This is a genomic window from Ignicoccus islandicus DSM 13165 (assembly GCF_001481685.1).
Classification (GTDB): domain Archaea; phylum Thermoproteota; class Thermoprotei_A; order Sulfolobales; family Ignicoccaceae; genus Ignicoccus; species Ignicoccus islandicus.
This window is the reverse complement of the sequence record NZ_CP006867.1, coordinates 646,965-667,368: the sequence shown is the minus strand read 5'-3', so window position 1 is coordinate 667,368 and position 20,404 is coordinate 646,965. Positions and strand designations below refer to the sequence as shown.

Genomic DNA, 20,404 nt, shown 5'->3' with positions numbered 1-20,404 from the left:
ATGAAACTTGAGGGAAGTCATTCAACACTTTCCTCCAATACCCACCTTCCCAGACTTCTATCGAATATTAGCAGACCGTCTTCCCGTAAAGCGCTGAATAACATCTTAAGGGCTTCCGAGTCTAACTTCTCTAACACTTCAGCGTCGTCGCCACTCGTGCTCTCATTAAGTACCTCCAAGAATTTCTCCCACACATCCGGATGAACAGCTATTCTACCATAGCGACTCGTAGTTAGTATCTTGGCACCCCCTTTCCTCAATTTCTCAAAGAAGGAATCTTTGAACTTTATCGTTCTTAAGTCGCTCTCGAAAATTATTCCTTGGGCTTTGAGTCTATCTAACGCAGTAAATCTCCGTCTCTCCTTATGCTCATCCATCCGTCTCTGTTTTCTTTCGCTTACCTCTTCCTCCTCTTTAGTCTTCTCAGTATTGACTTTCTCTTTTATCTCTTCGAGCTCCTCTGTAAGCTGTGCTATTCTCTTAGCTAGATCGTCTATTTTCTCAGTCCAAGGAATCAGTAGCTTCTGTATCTCTCGTTCAATCTTCTTGTTCAGTTTCTCGAGTGATTCTACCGAAGAGACCTCATCTAGAGGTAGTTGAGAAGCTAACTTAGCAGAGAGGGCCTCCTCTATGAGCCTCCATATAGCGTCTTGAAGCCTAGGAGGTAAATCGCCATTCTCTATTCTCTCTATCCTCTGCTCAAGCTTCCTCGGGTTGAAGGGCGTCTTACCCAATTCCCTGTTTATTATATCTCTAACGAAGTCGCTAACGAGAGTATATCCCTCCTCTCTTGCTCGTTTCTCTAACTCTTCATATAGCTCCTCTGGTAACTTGATTAGTACATATCGCGTCATTAATACTTCAACCCTATTAGATTTCATATTATAGGCTGACAATAAATTAAGGTGATTACGAATGGCTGGTAAGAAGCTGGTTGTACCAATACCGACCCACTTTAAGGAAGGCGATAGATTCATAGCTACCGGAATCTTACCCTCGTGTGAATCTTGTTGGCTTAAGGAAAAATGTTCCGTATTAAAAAGAGGGTGGCTCTACGAGGTAAAGGCTAAATTAGGTGTCATAGAACACCCATGTAAGATACACGGGAAAGTAGTAGTAGCTGAAGTAGAAGAGCTGGGCGTGCCTTTAATTGTACCAGCGAAGTTAGCCCTTGAGGGTAGCATAGTAGAATATACGCCCATCTATTGCGATAACAAGAAGTGTCCTCTATGGGAGGAGTGCACGGGACGTAAGCACAAACTAGGTAGGAGGGTTAAAGTAAGAATTAATGAAGTAATAGAGAAAGTCGAGTGTCCCAAGGGCTACACCCTTTATAAAGTAATAGGGATTCCCCAGAGGGTTAACACGAGATTAAAGAGCGAAAGAAGAAAGAAAACTTTTTAGATTGGATTTGGAGTGGATTTCACGAGGGCCCGTAGCTCAGCTAGGACAGAGCGCCGGCCTCCTATCCGTCATGCGGGGTTTCGTCGGGAAGAAAGCCGGTGGTCCGGGGTTCAAATCCCCGCGGGCCCGCCACTAGGCGGAGGGCTCCTAAGGGGAGGGGGTCGCGAGCCGGGAAGGTGGGGGGAACCCCCGTGACCGGGGTTCGAATCCCCGCCCGGCTACCACACACCCTTTAACATTTCTCCGATGTATCCTCCAGGTTGTAAGAATTGGACTTAACTCAGATAGAGAAGGAATTGGGATTTCCCGTAGATTTAATTGACGAAGGGGAAGTAAAAGTAGTCGTACCATCCATGAGTTTTTACGTGAGGAGCGATGGTATTTACGAACCGGCACATGCCCCCGTCTTCTATAATCCCAAAGCGAAATTCAATAGAGATACTGCAATCGAAATCGCCAGAATATATAGAGCTTCTAATAACTCTCTGACGGTCCTAGAACCCCTAGCTGGAAGTGGCGTAAGAAGCGTTAGATACGCTAAGGAAGCGAATGCCGACTTCGTTCTAGCAGCTGACTTAAATCCCTTAGCTATTCGTTTACTTAACGTAAATGCAAAGCTTAATAGCGTTGACAAAAAGATCAGAGCTATACAAGAAGACGCCCATGTTGTCCTTCATTCGAAGAAAATTAGGGAAACTTATTACGATATCGTTGACATAGACCCATTCGGTTCCCCTATACCATTTCTAGACGGTGCCGTGAGGAGCGTCAAGAGAAATGGTTTAATTGCCTTAACAGCAACCGATACCGCCGCCTTAAGCGGAGCTCGTCCTAATACGGCCCTTAGGAGGTATTCAGTAAAGATCGTAAGAACACCTTTTTCGAAAGAAGTTGCGATAAGGACGTTGATTTCCGCAGCTATAAGATTAGCCGCGATCAGGGAAGTAGCTTTAAGGCCTTTGTTCTCCTTTTTCAAGGATTATTACGTACGAGTTACCTTTAAAGCAGAGAGGGGGGCTGGAAGGGTAGATGAGACGTTAAAGAACCTAGGATATCTCTACATTAATGGTTTAGAAGTAATCCCCATAAAAGGTTACCCCTTACCAGAGGACGCGGTAAGCAACCCAAGGAAGCTCATAGGACCAATTTGGTTAGGTAACCTTACTGACGAGAAATTCTTTAAGGATAAACTGGAGATAGTTAAAAACGAGGAAATAAAGAAGTTCTTATTAAGAATCCTTGAAGAGGATTCCATCGGGGTGCCCTATTCATATAGTATAGAAAGCATCTGCAGTTCCCTAAAAACACATATGCCCAAACCTAAGCTGGTCGTTGAAAGACTTAAAGAGCTAGGATATCGTGCAGTAATTACACACTATGATTATAGGAACGTAAAGACGAACGCACCGCTCGACGTCGTAATGAACATCGTTAGAGATCTTTCTCCCAGGTAATTTTGATCCCAAACCAATCTGCTACTTCAATTAGAGCATTTAGTAACCTACCGCGCGGTCTATTAACAACTCTTATTTCCTCGGCACCCAGTATCTCTATTATTAGTGAAGCCATCTCTCTCATACTAACGTTACTGCCTAAGTTAATTTTAATTTCGCAGTCCCCACTTTCACAAACGTCCTTACATCCCTTATGACAAACTTCTACCACTATATCTTCCCTCATTATCTTTCAGTAAAATGAACGTTCTCCCTCGTATCTCTAAAAGTTTAGCCCCTACCATTTCAGCAACTTGGTAAGCAACGTCTTTCCTGTCAACTCCTTGATATCTAATAATGTTTTTCTGAACCTTAACTTTTACGTATCCTTTGTCGTTAAGCTGTCTCTTTATTTCAGCAATAACGCTTTCAGTTACTCCATTTTTTCCTATATAAACAGTAGGCTTACTCTGATGGAGATCCCTTACTCTCAACTTCCGTTACCGGATATCTACGTACGTATCCACAATTTAAACATGAGAGGACGATCGTTAACCTCCCTTTGCGTCTCAATCTAATGCGTGCTGTAATACCTGGAATGAGAGGTATGTGGCACCTCCTACAGAAGGCTCTCTTAGTCTCAATAGGTACTCTTACTTTTCCCTTCCGAGCCACTTTGAAAGCCAGTTCACCTAACTGAGAGGCCCTTTCCCAGTTTCCACTCCTTACCTCTTTTCTGGAAATTTCAATAAGTTCGAAAAATGCTTCCCTAGCCACCTGGCGTTGTAACTTCCTTGAGTCTTTCTTCATTCCTCTCGCTTCCAAGGGGTAGGTTTAGTGAAAAATAAGTATATCAAGTATTTCCTCTTCTAGCCTATCGAGATCGCTTAAGGCCTTTCTCTTTTCCTCCTCGCCTATTTCGAAAACATTACATACCTCCATAACGTCTCTCTTCCATTGATCTATCTTAGTAAGCATGTAAGTAAGGAAGTGGTAATCGAAATCGTTATCCCTAGATGTCGAGACGTTCATACTCTAGGTCCACCCTTCTTCTAATAGATGTAAAAAGTAGTTCAAAGTGGGTACATAGATGTACTTAGAAATCACCCGAGTATTACAGAGAAGATTCTGTATACTATAGATGCCTCTATTGCGGAAACTATCGTGGAAAGAAGTATCGAAGCCAACGTCCATTTCCAGCTTCCAGTCTCTGAGTAAATTACTGCTATCGTTGCTACACACGGTATACTTAGAGCCACTGCAACCATCAGACCTAACACTTGAGCTTGATTCAAATGAAGTTTAACTACCATTTGATCGACGGACGAAGTGCCGGTGAGTATTGCTAACGTTTCAAGTATTACCTCTTTCGCTATTGAGCCTACTATCATAGCAAACGACAAGATCCATGAAGTTTCCTTACTTGTCTCTAGCACGACCATTGGAACTACTTCAAATAGTTTCCCTAGATACGCCGCAATACTTTCCGTCTCTTCTTCAACATAGGCACCCGATGGACTTACGTGTAACAGGAACCATAAGACTATTGAGAAGAAAAGTATAACTGTTCCGGCCTTCCTTAGGAAGTGTTTTGCGTTGTCCCAAGCCATCCACGTAACGACTCTCAGCTTCGGGACGTGATAGGGCGGTAACTCAAGCAGCAACGGTTCCTCTGATTTCTTGAACACTATTCTCATCATGACAAATGTTACCAATAGGAACGTTGCAATTGACAGTATGTACGTAAGGACAAGCGAGGCGGAGTTGAGTGGCGCCGGTAGTACTGAAGCGAGTGCTAATAGAACGACCAACCTGGCTTGACAGGGCAGGAACGGCAAGCTTAGAGCCATTGCTATCCTGGATTCCCTCTCTCTAAGCACTCTAGTTGCCATAACGCCCGGTACGTTACAACCTAAACTAACTATAGATGGGAATACTGCCTTTCCGTTTAAACCAACGGCTCTGAAGATTGTATCCATAGCAACCGCTATCCTAGTAGCGAGACCGGAATCTTCCAGTAAGGCGAGCAGTAGGTAGACTGTGAAGATCAGTGGGAAGAAGGTAAGTACGGCACCAACTCCAGCAATTACGCCATCACCTATGAGAGATCCTATTGGCTGTGGTAACGACGAGTTCGCTATCTCTGTCATAGAATCAAATATCGAAGATAGTATGCCGGAGAGGCTGTAGTTTTCTAAGGCTTCTGCGATTGATTCTTGGCCTAAGTTCTCGAATATAACATTTAATGGATAACCGGTATTAATTGTGAACGCTATTGTAAAGATGCCAAATAGTATTAGAATCGATGCTATGAAACCTCCTATTGGGTGCATGAACACGTTATCCAATAGCATCGCTATCGTACTACTCTCCTTGTCAGCTACCTTTTCTCTATGAATAAGACCTTCAAACAATTTCTCGATGAAATTAATTCTGCTATCGATAACGATCTTATAGAGGTCACCGAGTTCCTTTGCAGCCATTTCCCTCATTTCTTTAGCTTTCTCATAGATTTCAGCGTCCTTGTTCTTGATAATTTCGTCTACTAATTGATTGCCTAATAAGAACTCGGCTGCATACCACCTCGGATTGCCTTTTAGGTTTAGTCTCGAGATCATCTTTGAGATTTGTACGACATAGTATTCCAAGTCTCCGTAATCTATGTCTAAATACTTCGGCGATTGCTTTTCGAGAGCCTTTTCGATTACCTCGTGAACGCCTTCTCTCGTTACAGCTGATATCAGAAAGACTGGTTTGCCTAACCTCTTACTTAAGGCCTCACTATTGATGTGAATACCAGCTTTTAGTGCTCTATCGTACTTATTTAGGGCTATTACACCTATTCCCAATAACTCGAGTACTTGGACTATAAGATAGAAGGTTCTGTGTGGAGCCGTTGCGTCACCTAGTAGAATCACGTTGTCGAAATCTTCTTCAAGTAAGAATTTCGCTGTCACACGCTCTTCTTCACTACCACCACTAAGAGAATATGCACCGGGTAGGTCTATTAAGCACACCTCACGATTGCCTACTTTTGCTTCAATTACCTTTACCTCAACGGTTGCTCCCGGCCAATTGGCTATCTCTGTAACATACTCTCCAAGGACTGCATTAATAAAAGTCGATTTTCCTACGTTGGGCTGTCCCGCTATTGGAATTTTTAAACTACACGTCATTCGAAGCCCCGTTAGGAATACCTAATTGAAAAAATAAGTCTTAGCACTCATTAACACACCTTTCTAATAATTAGACAAATGGAAAAATGTAATGAAAAGATGTAATGTTATTCGAATCGCGATATTACCTTTAATACGTCATCGAACGTCTTAACTAGACCGAGGGTACTATCTGTTTTCCTTATGCTCTCTTCTTTCGATACGTTAGTGGCGAGCGCACGGATCGCGTCAATGTTTTCTGGTACAACAATGCTTTCTTGATGAACGGCTTGCATTAAGAAGAGTTCCTTTCCGTTCACGGAAATACTTTCCTCAAATACGGCGAGTTCGTTGAGATCGTATCTCTTCCTGCCCATGTCGCGTGCCATTTCAATTATTTTGGCCGTATCTTTAATGCCGCTAAACTCGCTCGGTATTACTAGGATCCTAGGTGCTGCCTCGAGAGCCTCTAATATCTTCTCTTTACTTACGTTCTCTTTTAGAACTATATTTAGTACGTGTAGGTGCATGATAGTAGTTGGAACTACCACTGCTGTTGTTGCAATGTCTATGTCAAGTACTGTTCGAACATCGATGCCGTGATGGCTAGGTAGAGTTACCGGATTCGGAACAATTGCGTTGATGGGCCCTCTTTTTGTTTCATGGGGATCTGCGCCTCTCCTTACGATTGTGGCCCTTACTTTCTCAATGCCTATTTCCTTGTGTAATGTACAGAGAACTCTCAGTAATCCCGTTGTGTTGCATGAGACTACTCTAGCGTACTGCTTACCGTGAGCTTCCTCATAGTTACATAGAGTCGAGAAACTGAAGCCAGCAACTTCGTGTTTCTCGCCTCCTTGAAATATCGCCTTAACGCCGTACTTCTCGTAAACTTTCTTGTACTCCTTACCTATGCCGCCCGGGGTAGCGTCCACGACAACATCGACTTTCCGTAAAAGTTCGTCGAGCGTTCCGGCCACTTCTATTCCACTTTTCTCGAAGTCTTGGAGTTTTTCCTCAGGTACGTATAATAAACCCCTGAGAGAAGCTGCTTTGGCCAAGTAATCCGGTCGAGTTTTAGTGACGCCAACTAATTCCATATCGTCTTGCTTAAGAACGGCCTCAGCGACCCTCTTACCTATAGTTCCAAATCCATTTATTGCGACTTTAACGGTCATGAGAACTTCTCCTAAATTAAATACACGTTCTTCTTTACAAATTCTTTTCCTCAGCTCTTTGCGAGCCTCAAATATTCCTCTATGGTGTCGAAAAACGTTATTGGGTCAATGCAACTGACGCCCAGTCTCCTAGCTAATTCGCATAGTCCTTCATCGTTACTCACAAGCACCGCATTCAACTGGTATGCCAATAATATAGCCTCAATATCTGAAGGAGAATCTACTATACCCTTCCTCGTACTTTCTCTATACTTTTCACGTAACGTTCTAATGTGATCCCCTATGTCGCCACCAGAATGTGCTCTTCGGGTACTCTCTTCGGCCACTCGCAAGCCTTTATCGAATCGCCTCCTAACTTCCTTTACGTACTCTACGAATAACGACGCTGGTATCTTTATTTCATCAAGGGATGGAGAGAGGGGGGATATCCAGACGTTGAGCTTTGAGATTACTGATGGCGGTGAGGAACTCCTCTCTAGAAACCCCACAATTTCCTTCAATATAGATGGGGTTGCGTAGTAACTGAATCCTAGCCTAACCTTAGCCAAGGCCATGAGTTCGAGCGATTTCTCTATACATTCCCATAGCTCTTTTGATTTAAAACGCTCGCGTAGTCTCGGATCAGTTAAAGCACTTGTATCAATAACGAACTTCAACAATTCCCTTAAACCCTTTCATCAAACGTTTGGTCGCTTATGAGCATAATCAACATGTGAGGTGCACTATTAAACACGATTTCCTATTGAGATTTACTTGCTTAACGAAATATGTGATTGCTTGAGGTGTTTCACTAATTACAAGTTCTCTTCCTTTCTCTTGGAGATACCGAATGACTCCATCCATTACTTTCATTCTACCATTATAACCACTACCGATTATTATCTGTTCGCATGTAGACAGGAATGGTTCATATTGTAAGAACTCTTCTAACGAGAGAGGTGTGTGGAAGTATATATGAGAGTATTGCTTAGATGGTTTGGAGTTTCTTCTTAGTATCTTCCCATCCCATCTAACTATTAAGTCTCTGTTTGTGATAAGGTTGTTTACATGTAACTTGAACCATCCGATACCACATAACCTTAAACTAGGTACTTCGTTCATATTTCGATGTCCCTGATCCTCTGGTTTAGGTACTTTCTTGGGTTAACAACCTTGCCCTCGATCGCACTAGCTGCTGCCGTTGCTGGGCTAACTAGGTAAACTTTGCTATCTCTATGTCCACTCCTACCTCTGAAGTTTCTGTTTGTTGTGAATAGAGCAACCTCGCCGGGTCCCAGAACGCCGTAGTGTGCACCAACGCACGGTCCGCAAGTTCCAAAAGTAACTAAACATCCCGCTTCCGTTAAGGTCTCTACGTACCCTTTCTTGAGAGCTTCCGTGTATACGTTCCTAGAGGCTGCGATAGCTATACATCGAGTTCCATCGGCAACCTTCTTTCCTTTCAATATCTTAGCAGCAACCGCCAAGTCCTCCAATCTACCATTAGTGCAACTTCCAATGAATACTTGATCTATCTCCATGCCTTCGAGTTCATCCACTGCTACCACGTTTGCAGGAGAGTATGGTTTAGCTATCATAGGCTCTATCTTCTCTAATTCCATTTCAAATTCGTCCTTATAGTGAGCTCCCTTATCGGGATACGTGAGCTCCGGTTTTGGAGTCCCTCTGGCTCTACCTTCTACGAACCTCATTACCTCTTCATCTGCTGGCATTAATCCAACTTTGGCTCCCATTTCAACTACCATATTGCTTACGGTAAGTCTCGAGTCAATTCTCATATCCTTTAATCCATCACCAACGAACTCAGCACTCATATAGGTCGCACCGTCCTCACCTAGTTCTCCAATAATAGTGAGAATCAAGTCTTTACTCATTACTGCCTCTTTGAACTTCCCAGTTAAGTTAAACTTTAGGGCTTCGGGAACCTTGAACCATAGCTTTCCTGTCATCATAGCTATTGCTGCGTCGGTCGAACCCACTCCCGTTGAAAAGGCCCCCAATGCACCATAAGTTACTGTATGAGAATCGGCTCCTACGACTACTGCCCCTGGATACGCATATCCGTATTCGACCATGAGTTGATGACAAATACCATTCCCTACGTCAAATAGTCTACAACCGTGTCTTCGAGCGAATTTCCTCATGAGAATATGAAGCTCCGAGGTACCAGGATTGTTGCTGGGGGCAGTGTGATCAATTACCAGAACTACTTTAGAAGGATCCTTCACGCGTTCTCCACCGAATTTCTCATTCATGACCTTTATCGCTAGAGGGGCAGTGCCGTCTTGCGCCATGACTGCGTCGAGTTCGACAACGACTATCTCGCCCGGGGAAACATCCTTTCCTGCTTTAGCGCTCAGTATTTTCTCAGCTATCGTTTTTGGCACGTTGGACGCACCCTTTCGGAGTTGTGCGCTGTAAGGGTAAATTAAGTATTGTACATACGACTACATTACGTTTATTCGCGTAAACGGCCTTAGGTGAAAAGTATTAGGATAAGTGAGGGGGTTTACTTACTTACTGGTCCTCCCTTGAATAACGAAGGTCAAGCCTTTCTAATAAAGGCGAGCGAGTGTAACGTAATAGTCGATTCAGGGGCATACGGTGAAGTGGCTTTTCAAAACATGCTTTATTATGGCGTCAAGCCTTGGGAAGTGGAGTATTTAGTTAACACTCACGCTCACGTTGACAGAACCGGTGGGGACTGGCTCTTTCACAAATATGGAGTTTCGATCGCTGCCGGAGAAGTAGATGCCGAGGCGATTCAGAGAGGTGATGAGAAATACACTGCATCGGATTACATTGGGATTAAACCTAAGCCAGTACCGGTAGGATGGAGAATATCAAGCGATTTGAACATATGTGAGATAGAGGTTATCCTTACTCCCGGCCACACGGCAGGATCGCTTTCAGTATATTTCAATGGAACCCTACTGGCTGGTGATGCCTTAGGTCCGTTGTGTAAGAAGTGGGGAAGTGACGAACGCGCGTGGTTAGAGTCGCTCCGAAAGCTTCTCCAATACGAAGCCGAAGTTCTGTGCGTAAATAACGAATGTTTTTACGGTAAGGAGAAGGTTAAACAAGTATTAGAGAAGTCAATCGAGTTAGGACCACCATGGTTGGAGGATAAGGAGTGTAAAATTTTTTAACCCCATATCTAGCAAGCATTAAACGGGAGAAACGCGGGGCGTGAGGGCCCGTAGCTCAGCTTGGTAGAGCGGCGGGCTCTTAACCCGTAGAGGTGGCTTGGCCCACCGCGGAAGTCCCGGGTTCAAATCCCGGCGGGCCCGCCACCCCGCCTCGGGGCTCCTATATCTCTTCTTATTATTCCAAATTACTTAATGGTGATGCGCAGAAGGTCGATAACCTTTGAAATTCGATGTAGGTAAAGCTAAGTCGGCTCAGCTAGAAATAGCTAAGAGAATTGTAAGAGAGGACTGCTTCGAAAAGCTCAAGAGCGTTGGAGGCCTCGATGTGTCTTACAGCCGTAACAGAGCTTTCGGAGTAGCCGTCTTGAGCATCTTAGACTACAATACAAGGGATCTCTTGGAAATTAAGTATTCTTACTCACATGTCCCTATTCCATATATCCCAACGTTCTTGGCTTTTCGCGAAGTACCTCTATACTATCCCTTAGTAAAAAAGGCCGATGTTGATGTAATTCTGGTTGATGGACACGGTATAGCACATCCGAGAGGTGCCGGCGTGGCTTCACACGTGGGCGTGGTCGCAGACAAACCCACCATCGGCATTGCGAAAAAGAGGCTCTATGGGAAAGAGGGTAATTGTGATTTCGGTCAGTGTCTATTTGATGACAATGGAAACGTAATAGCGGTTACACTAAGAAAAAATAAAAAGGAACTCTTCGTTAGCATTGGACATTGCGTTTCCTTGAAATCAGCCGTTGAGATTACTAAGAAGTTTCTAAAATACGGTCTTCCGGAACCAATTCGAATAAGCGATACTGTAAGTAGGAGGTTAGCGAAATCATGGTTTGGGAACCCTTGGCTGCCGAAACGTTAGGAGTAAGAAGTATGAGCGTGAGATATGACAACGTGGTTATCGATCCATCTGCCTCCCTCGCTCCAAGGCGTTTCGGTCTTCCACCCCATCCTTTGGAATGGGAAGAACTCGTCAATGCTGCAAAGAGAATAGTTAGGGCTCTCGATGGATCCGATGTTGTAATCATAACCCACTATCATCGCGATCACTACAACCCAGGCTGGTTATATGATAACTCGATATTAGATGGTAAAATATTAATAATTAAGGACTACAAGAGGTTCATAAACGTTAGTCAGAAGATAAGGGCCTACAAGTTTCTCAAACAACTTCAAGAAAAAAGGGTAAACGTAAGGATAGAAATAGCCGATAACTCCTTAATGGAAGTATCTTCTCACATATTCAAGTTCTCTCCTCCACTACCTCATGGGGATTCGGAAAGGCTCGGGTACGTAGTTGCAGTGGAAATAGACGGTGAGTTCGCTTTCAGTTCAGACATCCAAGGAGGACCATTAGATGTTCACGATTGGTTGGTAAAGAGTGAGGCGAAGACAGTTGTAATAGATGGGCCCCCACTGTACTTAAGTAGAATCAAAGTCGATGATAGTCATTTTAAGTTAATAAACATACTAGGAGGTAGAGCAATCGTAGACCACCATATAGCCAGAATAAAAGAATGGAGGAAGTTCCTAAAGTTTAAGGTCAAAGCATTCAATGACGTCTTAGCGATTCCGGAGAAATTACTGGAGGCGAAACGAGATGAACTCTACGAGAATTACCCCGTTGAGGACTCATGGTTTAAATTAAGCTTCTCCGAAATGAGGTCACTATATTTCCCTGTAAGGTGAGACCAATGAAAATGGATTTCAACAAAGCCATTGAAAATAGAATATATTACGACGCAATTGCAAGAGGGTACGACGAACTATATGGGAACGAACAGAGAAGGAAATACCAAATAGGATTAAAAGTTTTGAAACCTCAAAGAAGGGTATTGGACATAGGTTGCGGCACTGGTTTACTAATGGAGGAACTAGAAGACGTGTTTTACATTGGTATAGATATAAGCTTAGGGATGTTGGAACGGGCTCGAGAGAGGAAGACGAAGCTCTTAGCAGACGTAATAAGAGCGGACGCGAGAAGCTTGCCGTTCCGTTCGAACTCATTTAATACTTGCTATTCCTTTACTGTGCTCCAAAACCTCTCTAGTCGGGAGACTTTTTACTCGGAAATTCGTCGAACGTGTCGTAGTACGCTCGTAAGCTCGCTTAAGGGGATAGGGCTGAGGTGTGAACAAGCAATAGAGGTTTACCCTGATTTAATTTGCGTCTACGATCATTCGTCCAACAAGTAAACGAAATCTTTTGAGAGATATATCTCGGGACATCGCACTATGGCCTTTTGGATCTCGTTCTCATCAATAGTAGGTTCTCGCGCCTTAATATATTCGATTACGTTCTTTACAGGTAGGGGGGAACCGTGAGAGACCAATATTTCCTTTAAGATTTCATCCACCTTCAACCTCACAACCCGTTGAAGAGGGTAGAATAGACCGATTTTAAATTAGTTAACTTGCATTCAAACGGAATTCGATGCCGTTTTAGTTACGACGCCCTTGAGAACGTCTAATAGTAAGTTCAAGTTTAGCTGAGCTCTAGCTGATACGGGAACTATAGAGAAGCTCCAAGGGTAGTATTCTTTCAATAGTTCTTCTAGAACTTCCATCTTGGATTTCCAGTCGCGTGCTATGTCTATTTTGTTTAGCGCCACAACTAAGGGTTTGTCGATCGCATCTATTTCACTCAGCGTTTCGAGGCTACTCAGAGTTTTATTGATTACACGACCTTCCTCTTCTGAAGAATCGATTACTAAGAGAATGGCATCCGAATAGGTGACCTCGGCCAACGTTGCGTGGAACGCCTCAATCAGTTGAGGTGGGACGCTTTCGATGAATCCCACAGTATCAATAAGAACTACCTCCCAGCCGTTGCGCCTTACTTTGACGTGCTTCGGAGTTATTGTTGTGAACATCTCAGGTCCTTCCATTAAATTAGATTTAGAAAGAGCGTTTATTAGAGCAGTTTTACCAGCACATGTATATCCCGTTACGGCCACTTCGGGTGCACTTAAGCTCCTCCTCCTGCTTAGTTTTTGGGTCATTCGCCTTTTCTTCACTTTCTCTAGCTCGTTTTCTATTTTCTTTATCTTCCTGTGAAACGCCTTGATGAGATATTCGGCTGCGTATTCACCAGGACCTAGGAAGTGAACTTGTTCGCCTAATTTCTTTCTCCTAATATATTCCTTTGATATAGAAAGTTCGTACTTTAGGCGAGCTAGCTCGGTCTGGAGCTTAGCTTCTTTGCTTCCACTATGGAGTTCGAAAATTTTCAGTATTAACATAACCCTATCTATAACTTCAACGCCCAATTCCCTCTGAAGCCTGTAGTATTGGCTTGGTTTGAGCTGCGTATCGATTACGATTGCATTGAGGGAGTCTTTCTCCACCATTTCTTTCAGTTCCTTTAGCTTACCTTTAGTAAGGTAGAAACCTGGATCCGGCTTCTTACAGAAATTGAGTACATCTACCACTTTTAAGTTGGCCGTGTGACAGAGCGCTAAGGTTTCCTCGAAGTTGTCGCTCCGAGTACACGCTACTAATATCACTTTCCTATCCAACTATTCCTAACCGCAATCGTATCAATTGCTCTTCCCTTAAATGTTAGTGAGTTTCATTACTCTAATGCCTTCACATCTGTTAAGTGCGTAAGCTATTTCGTAAGTCCTGACCTCGCTGCAATTGGGAGTTACGCAGAGGTCCCAAGGATGCGGTAGGTCTAGTTCGCTTAATTTACCGCTAAATTTCTTAGAGAGGAACTTTGCAATGAACTCGACTTGAGCTTCTTCTACTATATGTGGATTAGTGTGAAAGTCCAAGGGAGCGCTCCAGCCTGGGGAAATTATCTCGAGGCCCCTCCTCTTCAACTTCTTAGGGGGTACGTACTCGATTATGCGTGAAGAAGGTTTCGAGTACTCGATTGCGTTGACGTTAACATCGATTTCGTTCTTGACCCGTTCCGTTAAGTCTTCCGGCGAGTAGTTTTCCATGTAGATCACTTTATCTGACTGGACCAAAACTTGGGATGAGGCATTGGCTATCAATAAAACGCTTATTCCCTTATCCTTTATTGAGGAAAGTTGTTCCGAAAGGGTTCTTATTGTTCTTGTACGATACAATTTTCCTATTATAGGATCTAAAAAGAGGAAGTTCGTTGCAGTGTAATCTTCATCTATAGCAATAACGTTAGAGCCGACCTCTACAGCCTCCTGAAAGGAAGCAGCTACGCTGGTTGCACCGGAAGCGTCAAGAGTGGTGAAGCAATCGCTATTTGGAAGCTCAATGAATGACCTTACGTCAACGCACTTAACTACCCTTCCGTCTTCCGAGCGAACGTAAACGAAGTCCTTTGAAGTCACAACTAATTCTCTACCATCCCCTTTAACGTGGGGCCAGATGCTTTTCGCAAGCGCTTCTAGAAGCGTCGTTTTTCCATGGAAAGCCGGTCCTATGACCGTCGTAACGCCCTTGGGTACACCCATCCCTTCGAAAACTCCGAATTTAGTCTCTATTTCTACCTTCATGGAGGTGGGACTTTCGAATGGTACCGCACCCTTTAACGGTTCTTCGCAGTAATGGCATGCCCTCGGTAAGATAGAACCGTTCCCTACAAAGGCAACTAATTTCAATCTTCCTAATTTGTTCCTTATTTCGTTGAATACTAGGTATACTTTCGAGTGTTCTTCGATGGAACCTTTTAGATCGCTTAGGCTCGAATTAAACGCCTTGAGAACGCTTTCGATGAGTTCAATGGCCTCAGTAGCGAGAATTCGTCTTCTTCGGGAAGGCAATCCTACGTTAATTCTAACGGCAATATTTTCATCAGTTACCTTTACAGAACTTCTCTTTAGAATAGAATTACTCGGACGAGGTACTGAGGCTTCACCGCTTCTCCCCTCACCTCTCTTTTTTGAGACTTTCCTTAAGTTCTTATAGAGAACTCTATGAAGTAAATCCTCTAAAGCGACTTGAGGGTACCCTTTCAGCGTGTTCGGAGTAACTATTTCCAATACGCTTGGTGGGGCGAACGGATCGGATTGAATTTTCCTAAAGCTCAGGTTAATTCTACCAATCTTATATCTCTCTTTAAGAAGCAGTTTGTAACTCTTGTAACCCCTTCCATCCATCCTCATTAAAATCTTCATCAAATTTTCAGGTAGTTCGCTCCTAATCGCTCTATCCCATTGCTCCTTTCCACCAAAATTTATTAACTATCTTAGAAGGCCTATGAATGGTGTCGTGGGCCCGTAGCTCAGCCAGGCAGAGCGGCGGGCTTTTAACCTATGGAAGAAACCCGTTGGTCCCGGGTTCAAATCCCGGCGGGCCCGCCACCCCGCCTCGGGGCTCCTATATCTCTTCTTATTAATTATTATATAGCGAATGGAAGGAATACAATCATATAGTTCATCCTATCTCAAGTTTCGTGTACATGCACAATCTATTTAGTACTGTTCCGCTATTTAATCTTCACATTTAAACTTATTCTTATTCGATTCTATTGCTGTCTATTGATAAGGTACAGCGACACTGAATATAAAAACATATTATGAATTAACGGTGTATCGAGATTAATCCTGGGGGTCTTCGTAAGAGTTGGGAGGTAATTGTTAGAAAAGGTAAGAATATGCTCTTAGTGAGCGTGGATTGGTGCCGCCGCCGGGATTTGAACCCGGGTCACGGGCTTGAGAGGCCCGCATACTTGGCCGGACTATACTACGGCGGCTCCGTGAGGGAGTGGTCTTAGGGATTTAAAAATTTTACTTATTGTGTCTCAATCCCCTTACTTCGGCAATTAGATGGCGCAAAACTGGTAGGAGAACGTCTAGAGCAGTACTTACTGCATCTTTAGAACCAGGGGTTACGACAACGATCGTGCTATCAACTATCCACATACCGGCTCTCGTAAGAATAGCAATGGGACCTCGTTTCCTATATGTTTCCAAACGGAATATTTCACCAAAGCCCGGCACTTCCTTTCCATATTTCGAAACAACGTCTACTGTTAAATCGTTCGGACCGAGACCACTCCCTCCGATGAAAATTAGTACATCGGAACCAGTCTCCTTCGCTTTTTGAAGTTCATTTAAAATGTCTTCTTGCGAATTAGGTATCACTGAGAAATATACTACTTCGTGTTCCTTTGAAACTCTTTCACGAGCATATAAACCGCTTTCGTCCTTCCTTAAACCTTTAAATACCTTATCTGAGACTACAACTATAGAAACTTTAGCTTTTTTGGGTCCGAAAGCCTCGTGTTCGTGCATTCAATGTCACCCGGTGAATAACTAATGATCGAAGACATTGAAGAACACGTCGATATCACTGAGGAAAAAGTTGATGACGAGGAAGAGTTTGCTGAAGATGATCTAGAAATTATAGATACTGACGCTGAGACGTTCGGTAACGATAACGTAAACGAGGCGTCATTAACCGATGTCACACCATCATACATCTTGTCCTTGTTCGGATGGTATTCGAAGTTACTGCAGCTCCGTGATGCTTTGAAAAGGGACTTGGAGTCTTCAAATGGTATTGAAAAAGAGCTCGTAAATCACGAGCTTTCCGAAGTAGAGAAGGAAATAGGTTACGTGCTCTGGAGAATATATGAAGGATTGAAAACTTATAGATCCACGTGTAATAAGCAGTGCGGCGAATGTCCGCTAGAGGTGGTCTGTAAGAAGTTCTCTCAGCTAAGTGCACCTCCGAGAAGGAAGGGGAGCTCGGAACCTTGGCTCATACCCATACTACTTAAGAGATACCTCATAGAGTAGAGGTGTTAGGCTCATGAGTAATACCAAGACGGATAGACGGAGAAACGTTGTTGATCCGAGAGAAAAACTTTTAAGAGAAGTATATGAAGTCCTCCCAGATGATTTAGGTATACAAAAGATAGAATACGAAGGACCTTCCATAGCTATTTACGTAACTAACCTCTTACCAATATACGAGAATCCCCAAATAATAAAAGACGCAGCTAGGAAGCTGAGAAAGAGAATTCTAATAAAATCTTCTGAAGACAAAAGACTCCCTCGGGACGTAGCTAGGGAAAAGATAATAGAAATTTTAGGCCACGAAAACGTATCTAAGATAGATTTCGAACCAACAACTGGTGAAGTCTACATAATTACTCCTAAACCGGGGTACGTAGTTGGTAAGGGCGGTCAAAGACAAAGACAACTACTAGCAGAAACTGGATGGAAGCCTGTAGTAATTAGAGAACCTCCTCTCCAGTCAGCAGCAATAGATGAAGTAAGAAGCATATATAGAGCTGCTGCGAAGGAAAGGTTGGAAATACTTAAAGATATTGGACTGAGAATACATAGGCCACTCCTATTCAAGTCCGATGAGAATCACGTGAGGGTAACTGCGTTCGGTGGCTTCATGGAGGTTGGTAGGTCTGCTATACTTGTAGAAACTAGGGAATCGAAGATATTGCTGGACTTCGGCGTTAACTTAAGCTCATACGATCCCTTGAAACACTTCCCGCGTATCGAGGGCTTGGATTTAGAGGAATTAGATGCGGTAGTGGTGACGCATGCTCACATGGATCATTGCGGATTAGTTCCATTACTATATAAGTATGGATATAGAGGTCCGGTATACGTAACGCCCCCTACTAGGGATCTCATGTACCTGATGTTGAAAGATTACATAGAGGTGGCTCAAAAACAAGGACGATTACCTCCCTTTAGTATGCTAGATGTAACCGATATGTTACTAAGGACCATCACCATAAACTATGCAGAAGTAACGGACATCGCTCCAGACGTGAAGTTGACCTTCTATCCTGCCGGCCACATACTAGGAAGCGCAATGGCCCATTTACATATCGGGGAAGGGTTCTACAACATCCTTTATACGGGAGACATGAAGTATGCAAATACGAGATTACTAGAAAAAGCCAACGACAAGTTTACGAGGATTGAGACGGTTATCATGGAAAGTACTTATGGTACCGAGGACTTACCGCCTAGAGAACTTTCCGAAAGGATGCTTATAGATATAATAAAGAAAACCTTCGAAAGAGGGGGCAAGGTACTCATACCAGTATTAGCAATAGGGAGAGGCCAAGAAATACTATTAGTTCTCCTAGATGCAATTAAGAACGGATTACTAAAGCTTCCGGACGGTTCTAAACCAAAAATATACTTAGATGGTATGGTTTACGAAGTGACCGCAATCCACGCTACGTACCCAGAGTGGCTTTCGAAGAAGATAAAGGACCAAATACTTAAAGGCGAGAATCCCTTCTTGGACGAATCCGTCGAAACTGTAGGGAAGAACGATGTTGATAGAAAAGACGTAATAAAGGGCGATCCGGGCGTTATAATTGCTACTTCAGGTATGCTCACTGGTGGTCCGGCACTCGACTACTTTAAGGAAATGGCTGAAGATCCTCGTCACTCTCTCGTGTTCGTAGCTTATCAAGCAGCTGGGACACTAGGAAGACAATTGAAAGAGGGATATAATAGAGTATGGCTCCAAGAAGGTGGGATCTCCGTACCAATAGACGTGAAGCTCCACGTATACTCGGTAGAAGGTTTCTCTGGTCATAGCTCGAGAAGCGAGTTATTGAATTGGCTCAAGACACTAAGTCCCAAACCGAGAAATATAGTTCTGAATCACGGCGAAGCAAGTAGGATAGAAGGTCTAGCTAAAGCCATCAAAAGGAATAGCAGAAGGTTGGGCTTGCCTTCAGACTCAGAAGTCTATACGCCAAAGATAAGGGAGAGCTTGGTGTTTCGTCAAGAGGACTTGTGATTGGATTTCCTTATTCCTCTAGCTCTTCTATACCATTCGCTCGCTCTCTTAGAGAATCCTCTCCCAGTGAACCCACGATATACTATTTCAAACGCAACCGAGGCCAAAATAGCTACTACAGAGGTCCAGAAGGCTTTCTCGTTCGTAATGTACGTATAGTACAGTAGGTTAGCAGACATAAGGCTCACTGCGATTATTGATAGTGAAATAATAAACGAGTTTCCATTGGTGTACTTCCTCAACTTCCAGTGAGAAGCTATTACTGCTAAGTATACGATAATTATTGAGAAGGTAGTAAGCTCAGCTATACCTTCGATATTCAACGATACCGATAGTAAGAAACCTAAAATAGCAGTAATGAAGAGTCCCTCTGGTTCACCGAACCAGACCTTTCTCTCAAAAACTCTTGGTAGTTCGCCTTTCTTAGCTAACGCGTAAGCGACGTTGGCCCCACCATAGAGGGCCGAGTTTAAAGCTGATAACGTCGAGACGAGAGCTCCGAAACTTACTAGATAGAACCCTAAATCGCCCAATAAGGGTCGAGCTATTACCGCTAGAGCGTAATCCTTATATTTTACCACGTTTCCGATCTCCGTAGCGCCTACAGCTACGATCGAGATTAGTAAGTAGACTATGAGGGATATTAGCAAGCTTAGGTAAATAGCTAAAGGTACGTTCCTTTTAGGATTTTCAATGTTTTCTGAAGCGTTAGTTATAACACCGAACCCAGCGTAACTTAGAAGAGTTAGAGTAGCTGCAGTAACTAGCTTCCTCAATCCTTCTTGACTCAAATCGGGCACTAGCTTCTCAACCTTTAAAGCAACCAATCCAGCAGTTATTAGTAAGAATAATATAAACAGCTTCAAAAAGACGAGTACTGTTTCGGCATTTCCTACGGACTTGGCTCCCTTGAAGTTAAGGGCCGTAAAAATCGATATTATCGTTGCATTCGTTACAGAGTGTAGTAACCAGTTCTTTTCTAATCCCAACGCTCCGAGTAAATAACTCGAAAACGTAAATGCGAACAGCGCTATTGAAACCACGTAGCTTATCCAGTAGATTGTCGCTAGGAATCCTATGAATACGTTATCTCCAAATGCATGAAGAGCGTATTCAATCGGACCTGCATTAGACGTTATTATTGTTCCTAGTTTCGCATACGAATATGCTATCCCAAGAGCCACTATACCCGAAAGAAGGAAGGCTTCTGGTAGGTTCCTTCCCGCTATTTGTATATCTACCCCTATAAGCGAGAATATAGATGCACCTATTATAATACCAACTCCGAGAGCTACTGCATCTATTAAACTCAGTTTCTCTTGTTTTTCCATACTTAAGAGGCCCGTGAACGTCTAC

22 protein-coding genes and 4 tRNA genes are annotated in these 20,404 nt (G+C 43.4%); 11 read left to right on the top strand and 15 right to left on the bottom strand.

What is annotated here, in order from left to right:
* Nucleotides 1–17: 17 nt before the first annotated feature.
* Nucleotides 18–854, bottom strand: a complete 837-nt coding sequence (locus EYM_RS03825; protein ID WP_075049753.1) for a ribbon-helix-helix protein, CopG family — start codon at nt 852–854, stop codon at nt 18–20.
* A gap of 61 nt (nt 855–915) precedes the next feature.
* On the opposite strand from EYM_RS03825, the gene EYM_RS03820 reads away from it, so the two are divergent.
* The 3 genes from EYM_RS03820 to EYM_RS03805 all read left to right on the top strand — a co-directional run bounded on the left by EYM_RS03820 (nt 916) and on the right by EYM_RS03805 (nt 2,858).
* Nucleotides 916–1,404, top strand: a complete 489-nt coding sequence (locus tag EYM_RS03820) for a UPF0179 family protein (protein ID WP_075049752.1) — start codon at nt 916–918, stop codon at nt 1,402–1,404.
* 25 nt (nt 1,405–1,429) lie between these two features.
* Nucleotides 1,430–1,536 (top strand) — tRNA-Arg (locus tag EYM_RS03815).
* 137 nt (nt 1,537–1,673) lie between these two features.
* Nucleotides 1,674–2,858, top strand: coding sequence for a tRNA (guanine(10)-N(2))-dimethyltransferase (locus tag EYM_RS03805; protein ID WP_083495036.1), 1,185 nt, complete (start codon nt 1,674–1,676; stop codon nt 2,856–2,858).
* Here the strand turns inward: EYM_RS03805 and EYM_RS03800 are convergent.
* From EYM_RS03800 to EYM_RS03760, 8 genes are all read right to left on the bottom strand, one after another.
* A complete protein-coding gene (locus tag EYM_RS03800) occupies nt 2,836–3,069 on the bottom strand; it encodes a hypothetical protein (protein ID WP_075049751.1) in 234 nt (77 codons plus the stop codon). The two genes, EYM_RS03805 and EYM_RS03800, sit on opposite strands and share 23 nt — an antisense overlap.
* Nucleotides 3,050–3,331: a YhbY family RNA-binding protein gene (locus tag EYM_RS03795; RefSeq protein ID WP_075049750.1), complete on the bottom strand. Its 282-nt coding sequence runs from the start codon at nt 3,329–3,331 to the stop codon at nt 3,050–3,052. Before EYM_RS03795 ends, EYM_RS03800 begins: the two co-directional genes overlap by 20 nt.
* On the bottom strand, nt 3,303–3,647 hold the full coding sequence (locus tag EYM_RS03790; RefSeq protein WP_075049749.1) for a ribonuclease P protein component 4: 345 nt from the start codon (nt 3,645–3,647) through the stop codon (nt 3,303–3,305). The genes EYM_RS03795 and EYM_RS03790 overlap by 29 nt, the downstream gene beginning before the upstream one ends.
* A 24-nt stretch (nt 3,648–3,671) precedes the next feature.
* A complete protein-coding gene (locus EYM_RS03785) occupies nt 3,672–3,869 on the bottom strand; it encodes a hypothetical protein (protein WP_075049748.1) in 198 nt (65 codons plus the stop codon).
* A gap of 71 nt (nt 3,870–3,940) precedes the next feature.
* Complete coding sequence (gene feoB, locus EYM_RS03780) at nt 3,941–6,013, bottom strand: ferrous iron transport protein B (protein ID WP_075049747.1); 2,073 nt, start codon at nt 6,011–6,013, stop codon at nt 3,941–3,943.
* A gap of 107 nt (nt 6,014–6,120) precedes the next feature.
* Nucleotides 6,121–7,170, bottom strand: coding sequence for a type II glyceraldehyde-3-phosphate dehydrogenase (locus EYM_RS03775; RefSeq protein ID WP_075049746.1), 1,050 nt, complete (start codon nt 7,168–7,170; stop codon nt 6,121–6,123).
* Between the two features lie 50 nt (nt 7,171–7,220).
* A complete protein-coding gene (locus EYM_RS03770) occupies nt 7,221–7,829 on the bottom strand; it encodes an RNA ligase partner protein (RefSeq protein WP_075049745.1) in 609 nt (202 codons plus the stop codon).
* A gap of 438 nt (nt 7,830–8,267) precedes the next feature.
* Complete coding sequence (locus EYM_RS03760) at nt 8,268–9,557, bottom strand: 3-isopropylmalate dehydratase large subunit (protein ID WP_075049743.1); 1,290 nt, start codon at nt 9,555–9,557, stop codon at nt 8,268–8,270.
* 93 nt (nt 9,558–9,650) lie between these two features.
* Here EYM_RS03760 and EYM_RS03755 point away from each other — a divergent pair, with 93 nt between their 5' ends.
* The 5 genes from EYM_RS03755 (at nt 9,651) to EYM_RS03735 (ending at nt 12,526) form a co-directional block, all read left to right on the top strand.
* Nucleotides 9,651–10,319: an MBL fold metallo-hydrolase gene (locus EYM_RS03755; protein ID WP_075049742.1), complete on the top strand. Its 669-nt coding sequence runs from the start codon at nt 9,651–9,653 to the stop codon at nt 10,317–10,319.
* Between the two features lie 44 nt (nt 10,320–10,363).
* A tRNA-Lys gene (locus EYM_RS03750) sits at nt 10,364–10,463 on the top strand.
* A gap of 76 nt (nt 10,464–10,539) precedes the next feature.
* Entirely contained in the window at nt 10,540–11,193 is a 654-nt protein-coding gene (locus tag EYM_RS03745) for an endonuclease V (RefSeq protein ID WP_075049741.1), read from the top strand.
* A gap of 11 nt (nt 11,194–11,204) precedes the next feature.
* Entirely contained in the window at nt 11,205–12,020 is an 816-nt protein-coding gene (locus EYM_RS03740; RefSeq protein ID WP_157058755.1) for an MBL fold metallo-hydrolase, read from the top strand.
* Nucleotides 12,021–12,025: 5 nt separating this feature from the next.
* On the top strand, nt 12,026–12,526 hold the full coding sequence (locus tag EYM_RS03735; protein WP_075049739.1) for a class I SAM-dependent methyltransferase: 501 nt from the start codon (nt 12,026–12,028) through the stop codon (nt 12,524–12,526).
* On the opposite strand, the gene EYM_RS03730 is transcribed toward EYM_RS03735, so the two are convergent.
* From EYM_RS03730 to EYM_RS03720, 3 genes are read right to left on the bottom strand one after another with little or no spacing between them, the layout of a single operon-like run.
* Entirely contained in the window at nt 12,508–12,693 is a 186-nt protein-coding gene (locus tag EYM_RS03730; RefSeq protein WP_075049738.1) for a hypothetical protein, read from the bottom strand. The two genes, EYM_RS03735 and EYM_RS03730, sit on opposite strands and share 19 nt — an antisense overlap.
* Before the next feature lie 57 nt (nt 12,694–12,750).
* Entirely contained in the window at nt 12,751–13,848 is a 1,098-nt protein-coding gene (hflX, locus tag EYM_RS03725; RefSeq protein WP_083495035.1) for a GTPase HflX, read from the bottom strand.
* 36 nt (nt 13,849–13,884) lie between these two features.
* On the bottom strand, nt 13,885–15,432 hold the full coding sequence (locus EYM_RS03720; protein WP_157058754.1) for an ABC-ATPase domain-containing protein: 1,548 nt from the start codon (nt 15,430–15,432) through the stop codon (nt 13,885–13,887).
* A gap of 96 nt (nt 15,433–15,528) precedes the next feature.
* Here EYM_RS03720 and EYM_RS03715 point away from each other — a divergent pair.
* Nucleotides 15,529–15,618: transfer RNA gene (locus tag EYM_RS03715), tRNA-Lys, on the top strand.
* A gap of 314 nt (nt 15,619–15,932) precedes the next feature.
* Here the strand turns inward: EYM_RS03715 and EYM_RS03710 are convergent.
* A tRNA-Glu gene (locus EYM_RS03710) sits at nt 15,933–16,010 on the bottom strand.
* Between the two features lie 34 nt (nt 16,011–16,044).
* On the bottom strand, nt 16,045–16,551 hold the full coding sequence (locus EYM_RS03705; RefSeq protein WP_075049736.1) for a MogA/MoaB family molybdenum cofactor biosynthesis protein: 507 nt from the start codon (nt 16,549–16,551) through the stop codon (nt 16,045–16,047).
* Between the two features lie 24 nt (nt 16,552–16,575).
* On the opposite strand from EYM_RS03705, the gene EYM_RS03700 reads away from it, so the two are divergent.
* Both EYM_RS03700 and EYM_RS03695 read left to right on the top strand, forming a co-directional pair.
* A complete protein-coding gene (locus EYM_RS03700; protein WP_075049735.1) occupies nt 16,576–17,058 on the top strand; it encodes a hypothetical protein in 483 nt (160 codons plus the stop codon).
* A gap of 13 nt (nt 17,059–17,071) precedes the next feature.
* Nucleotides 17,072–19,048 (top strand): beta-CASP ribonuclease aCPSF1, encoded by a 1,977-nt coding sequence (locus EYM_RS03695; protein ID WP_075049734.1) that lies wholly within the window; start codon nt 17,072–17,074, stop codon nt 19,046–19,048.
* On the opposite strand, the gene EYM_RS03690 is transcribed toward EYM_RS03695, so the two are convergent.
* A complete protein-coding gene (locus EYM_RS03690; protein WP_075049733.1) occupies nt 19,033–20,379 on the bottom strand; it encodes an APC family permease in 1,347 nt (448 codons plus the stop codon). The two genes, EYM_RS03695 and EYM_RS03690, sit on opposite strands and share 16 nt — an antisense overlap.
* Between the last annotated feature and the right edge of the window lie 25 nt (nt 20,380–20,404).

Bases quoted from the DNA above. Each gene is read 5' to 3' on its own strand.
- EYM_RS03790 (WP_075049749.1), bottom strand. From the start codon at position 3,647: ATGAAGAAAGACTCAAGGAAGTTACAACGCCAGGTGGCTAGGGAAGCA.
- EYM_RS03740 (WP_157058755.1), top strand. From the start codon at position 11,205: ATGAGCGTGAGATATGACAACGTGGTTATCGATCCATCTGCCTCCCTC.
- EYM_RS03690 (WP_075049733.1), bottom strand. From the start codon at position 20,379: ATGGAAAAACAAGAGAAACTGAGTTTAATAGATGCAGTAGCTCTCGGA.
- EYM_RS03705 (WP_075049736.1), bottom strand. From the start codon at position 16,551: ATGCACGAACACGAGGCTTTCGGACCCAAAAAAGCTAAAGTTTCTATA.
- EYM_RS03775 (WP_075049746.1), bottom strand. From the start codon at position 7,170: ATGACCGTTAAAGTCGCAATAAATGGATTTGGAACTATAGGTAAGAGG.
- feoB (WP_075049747.1), bottom strand. From the start codon at position 6,013: ATGACGTGTAGTTTAAAAATTCCAATAGCGGGACAGCCCAACGTAGGA.
- EYM_RS03700 (WP_075049735.1), top strand. From the start codon at position 16,576: ATGATCGAAGACATTGAAGAACACGTCGATATCACTGAGGAAAAAGTT.
- EYM_RS03785 (WP_075049748.1), bottom strand. From the start codon at position 3,869: ATGAACGTCTCGACATCTAGGGATAACGATTTCGATTACCACTTCCTT.
- EYM_RS03735 (WP_075049739.1), top strand. From the start codon at position 12,026: ATGAAAATGGATTTCAACAAAGCCATTGAAAATAGAATATATTACGAC.
- EYM_RS03720 (WP_157058754.1), bottom strand. From the start codon at position 15,432: ATGAAGATTTTAATGAGGATGGATGGAAGGGGTTACAAGAGTTACAAA.
- EYM_RS03695 (WP_075049734.1), top strand. From the start codon at position 17,072: ATGAGTAATACCAAGACGGATAGACGGAGAAACGTTGTTGATCCGAGA.
- EYM_RS03820 (WP_075049752.1), top strand. From the start codon at position 916: ATGGCTGGTAAGAAGCTGGTTGTACCAATACCGACCCACTTTAAGGAA.
- EYM_RS03825 (WP_075049753.1), bottom strand. From the start codon at position 854: ATGACGCGATATGTACTAATCAAGTTACCAGAGGAGCTATATGAAGAG.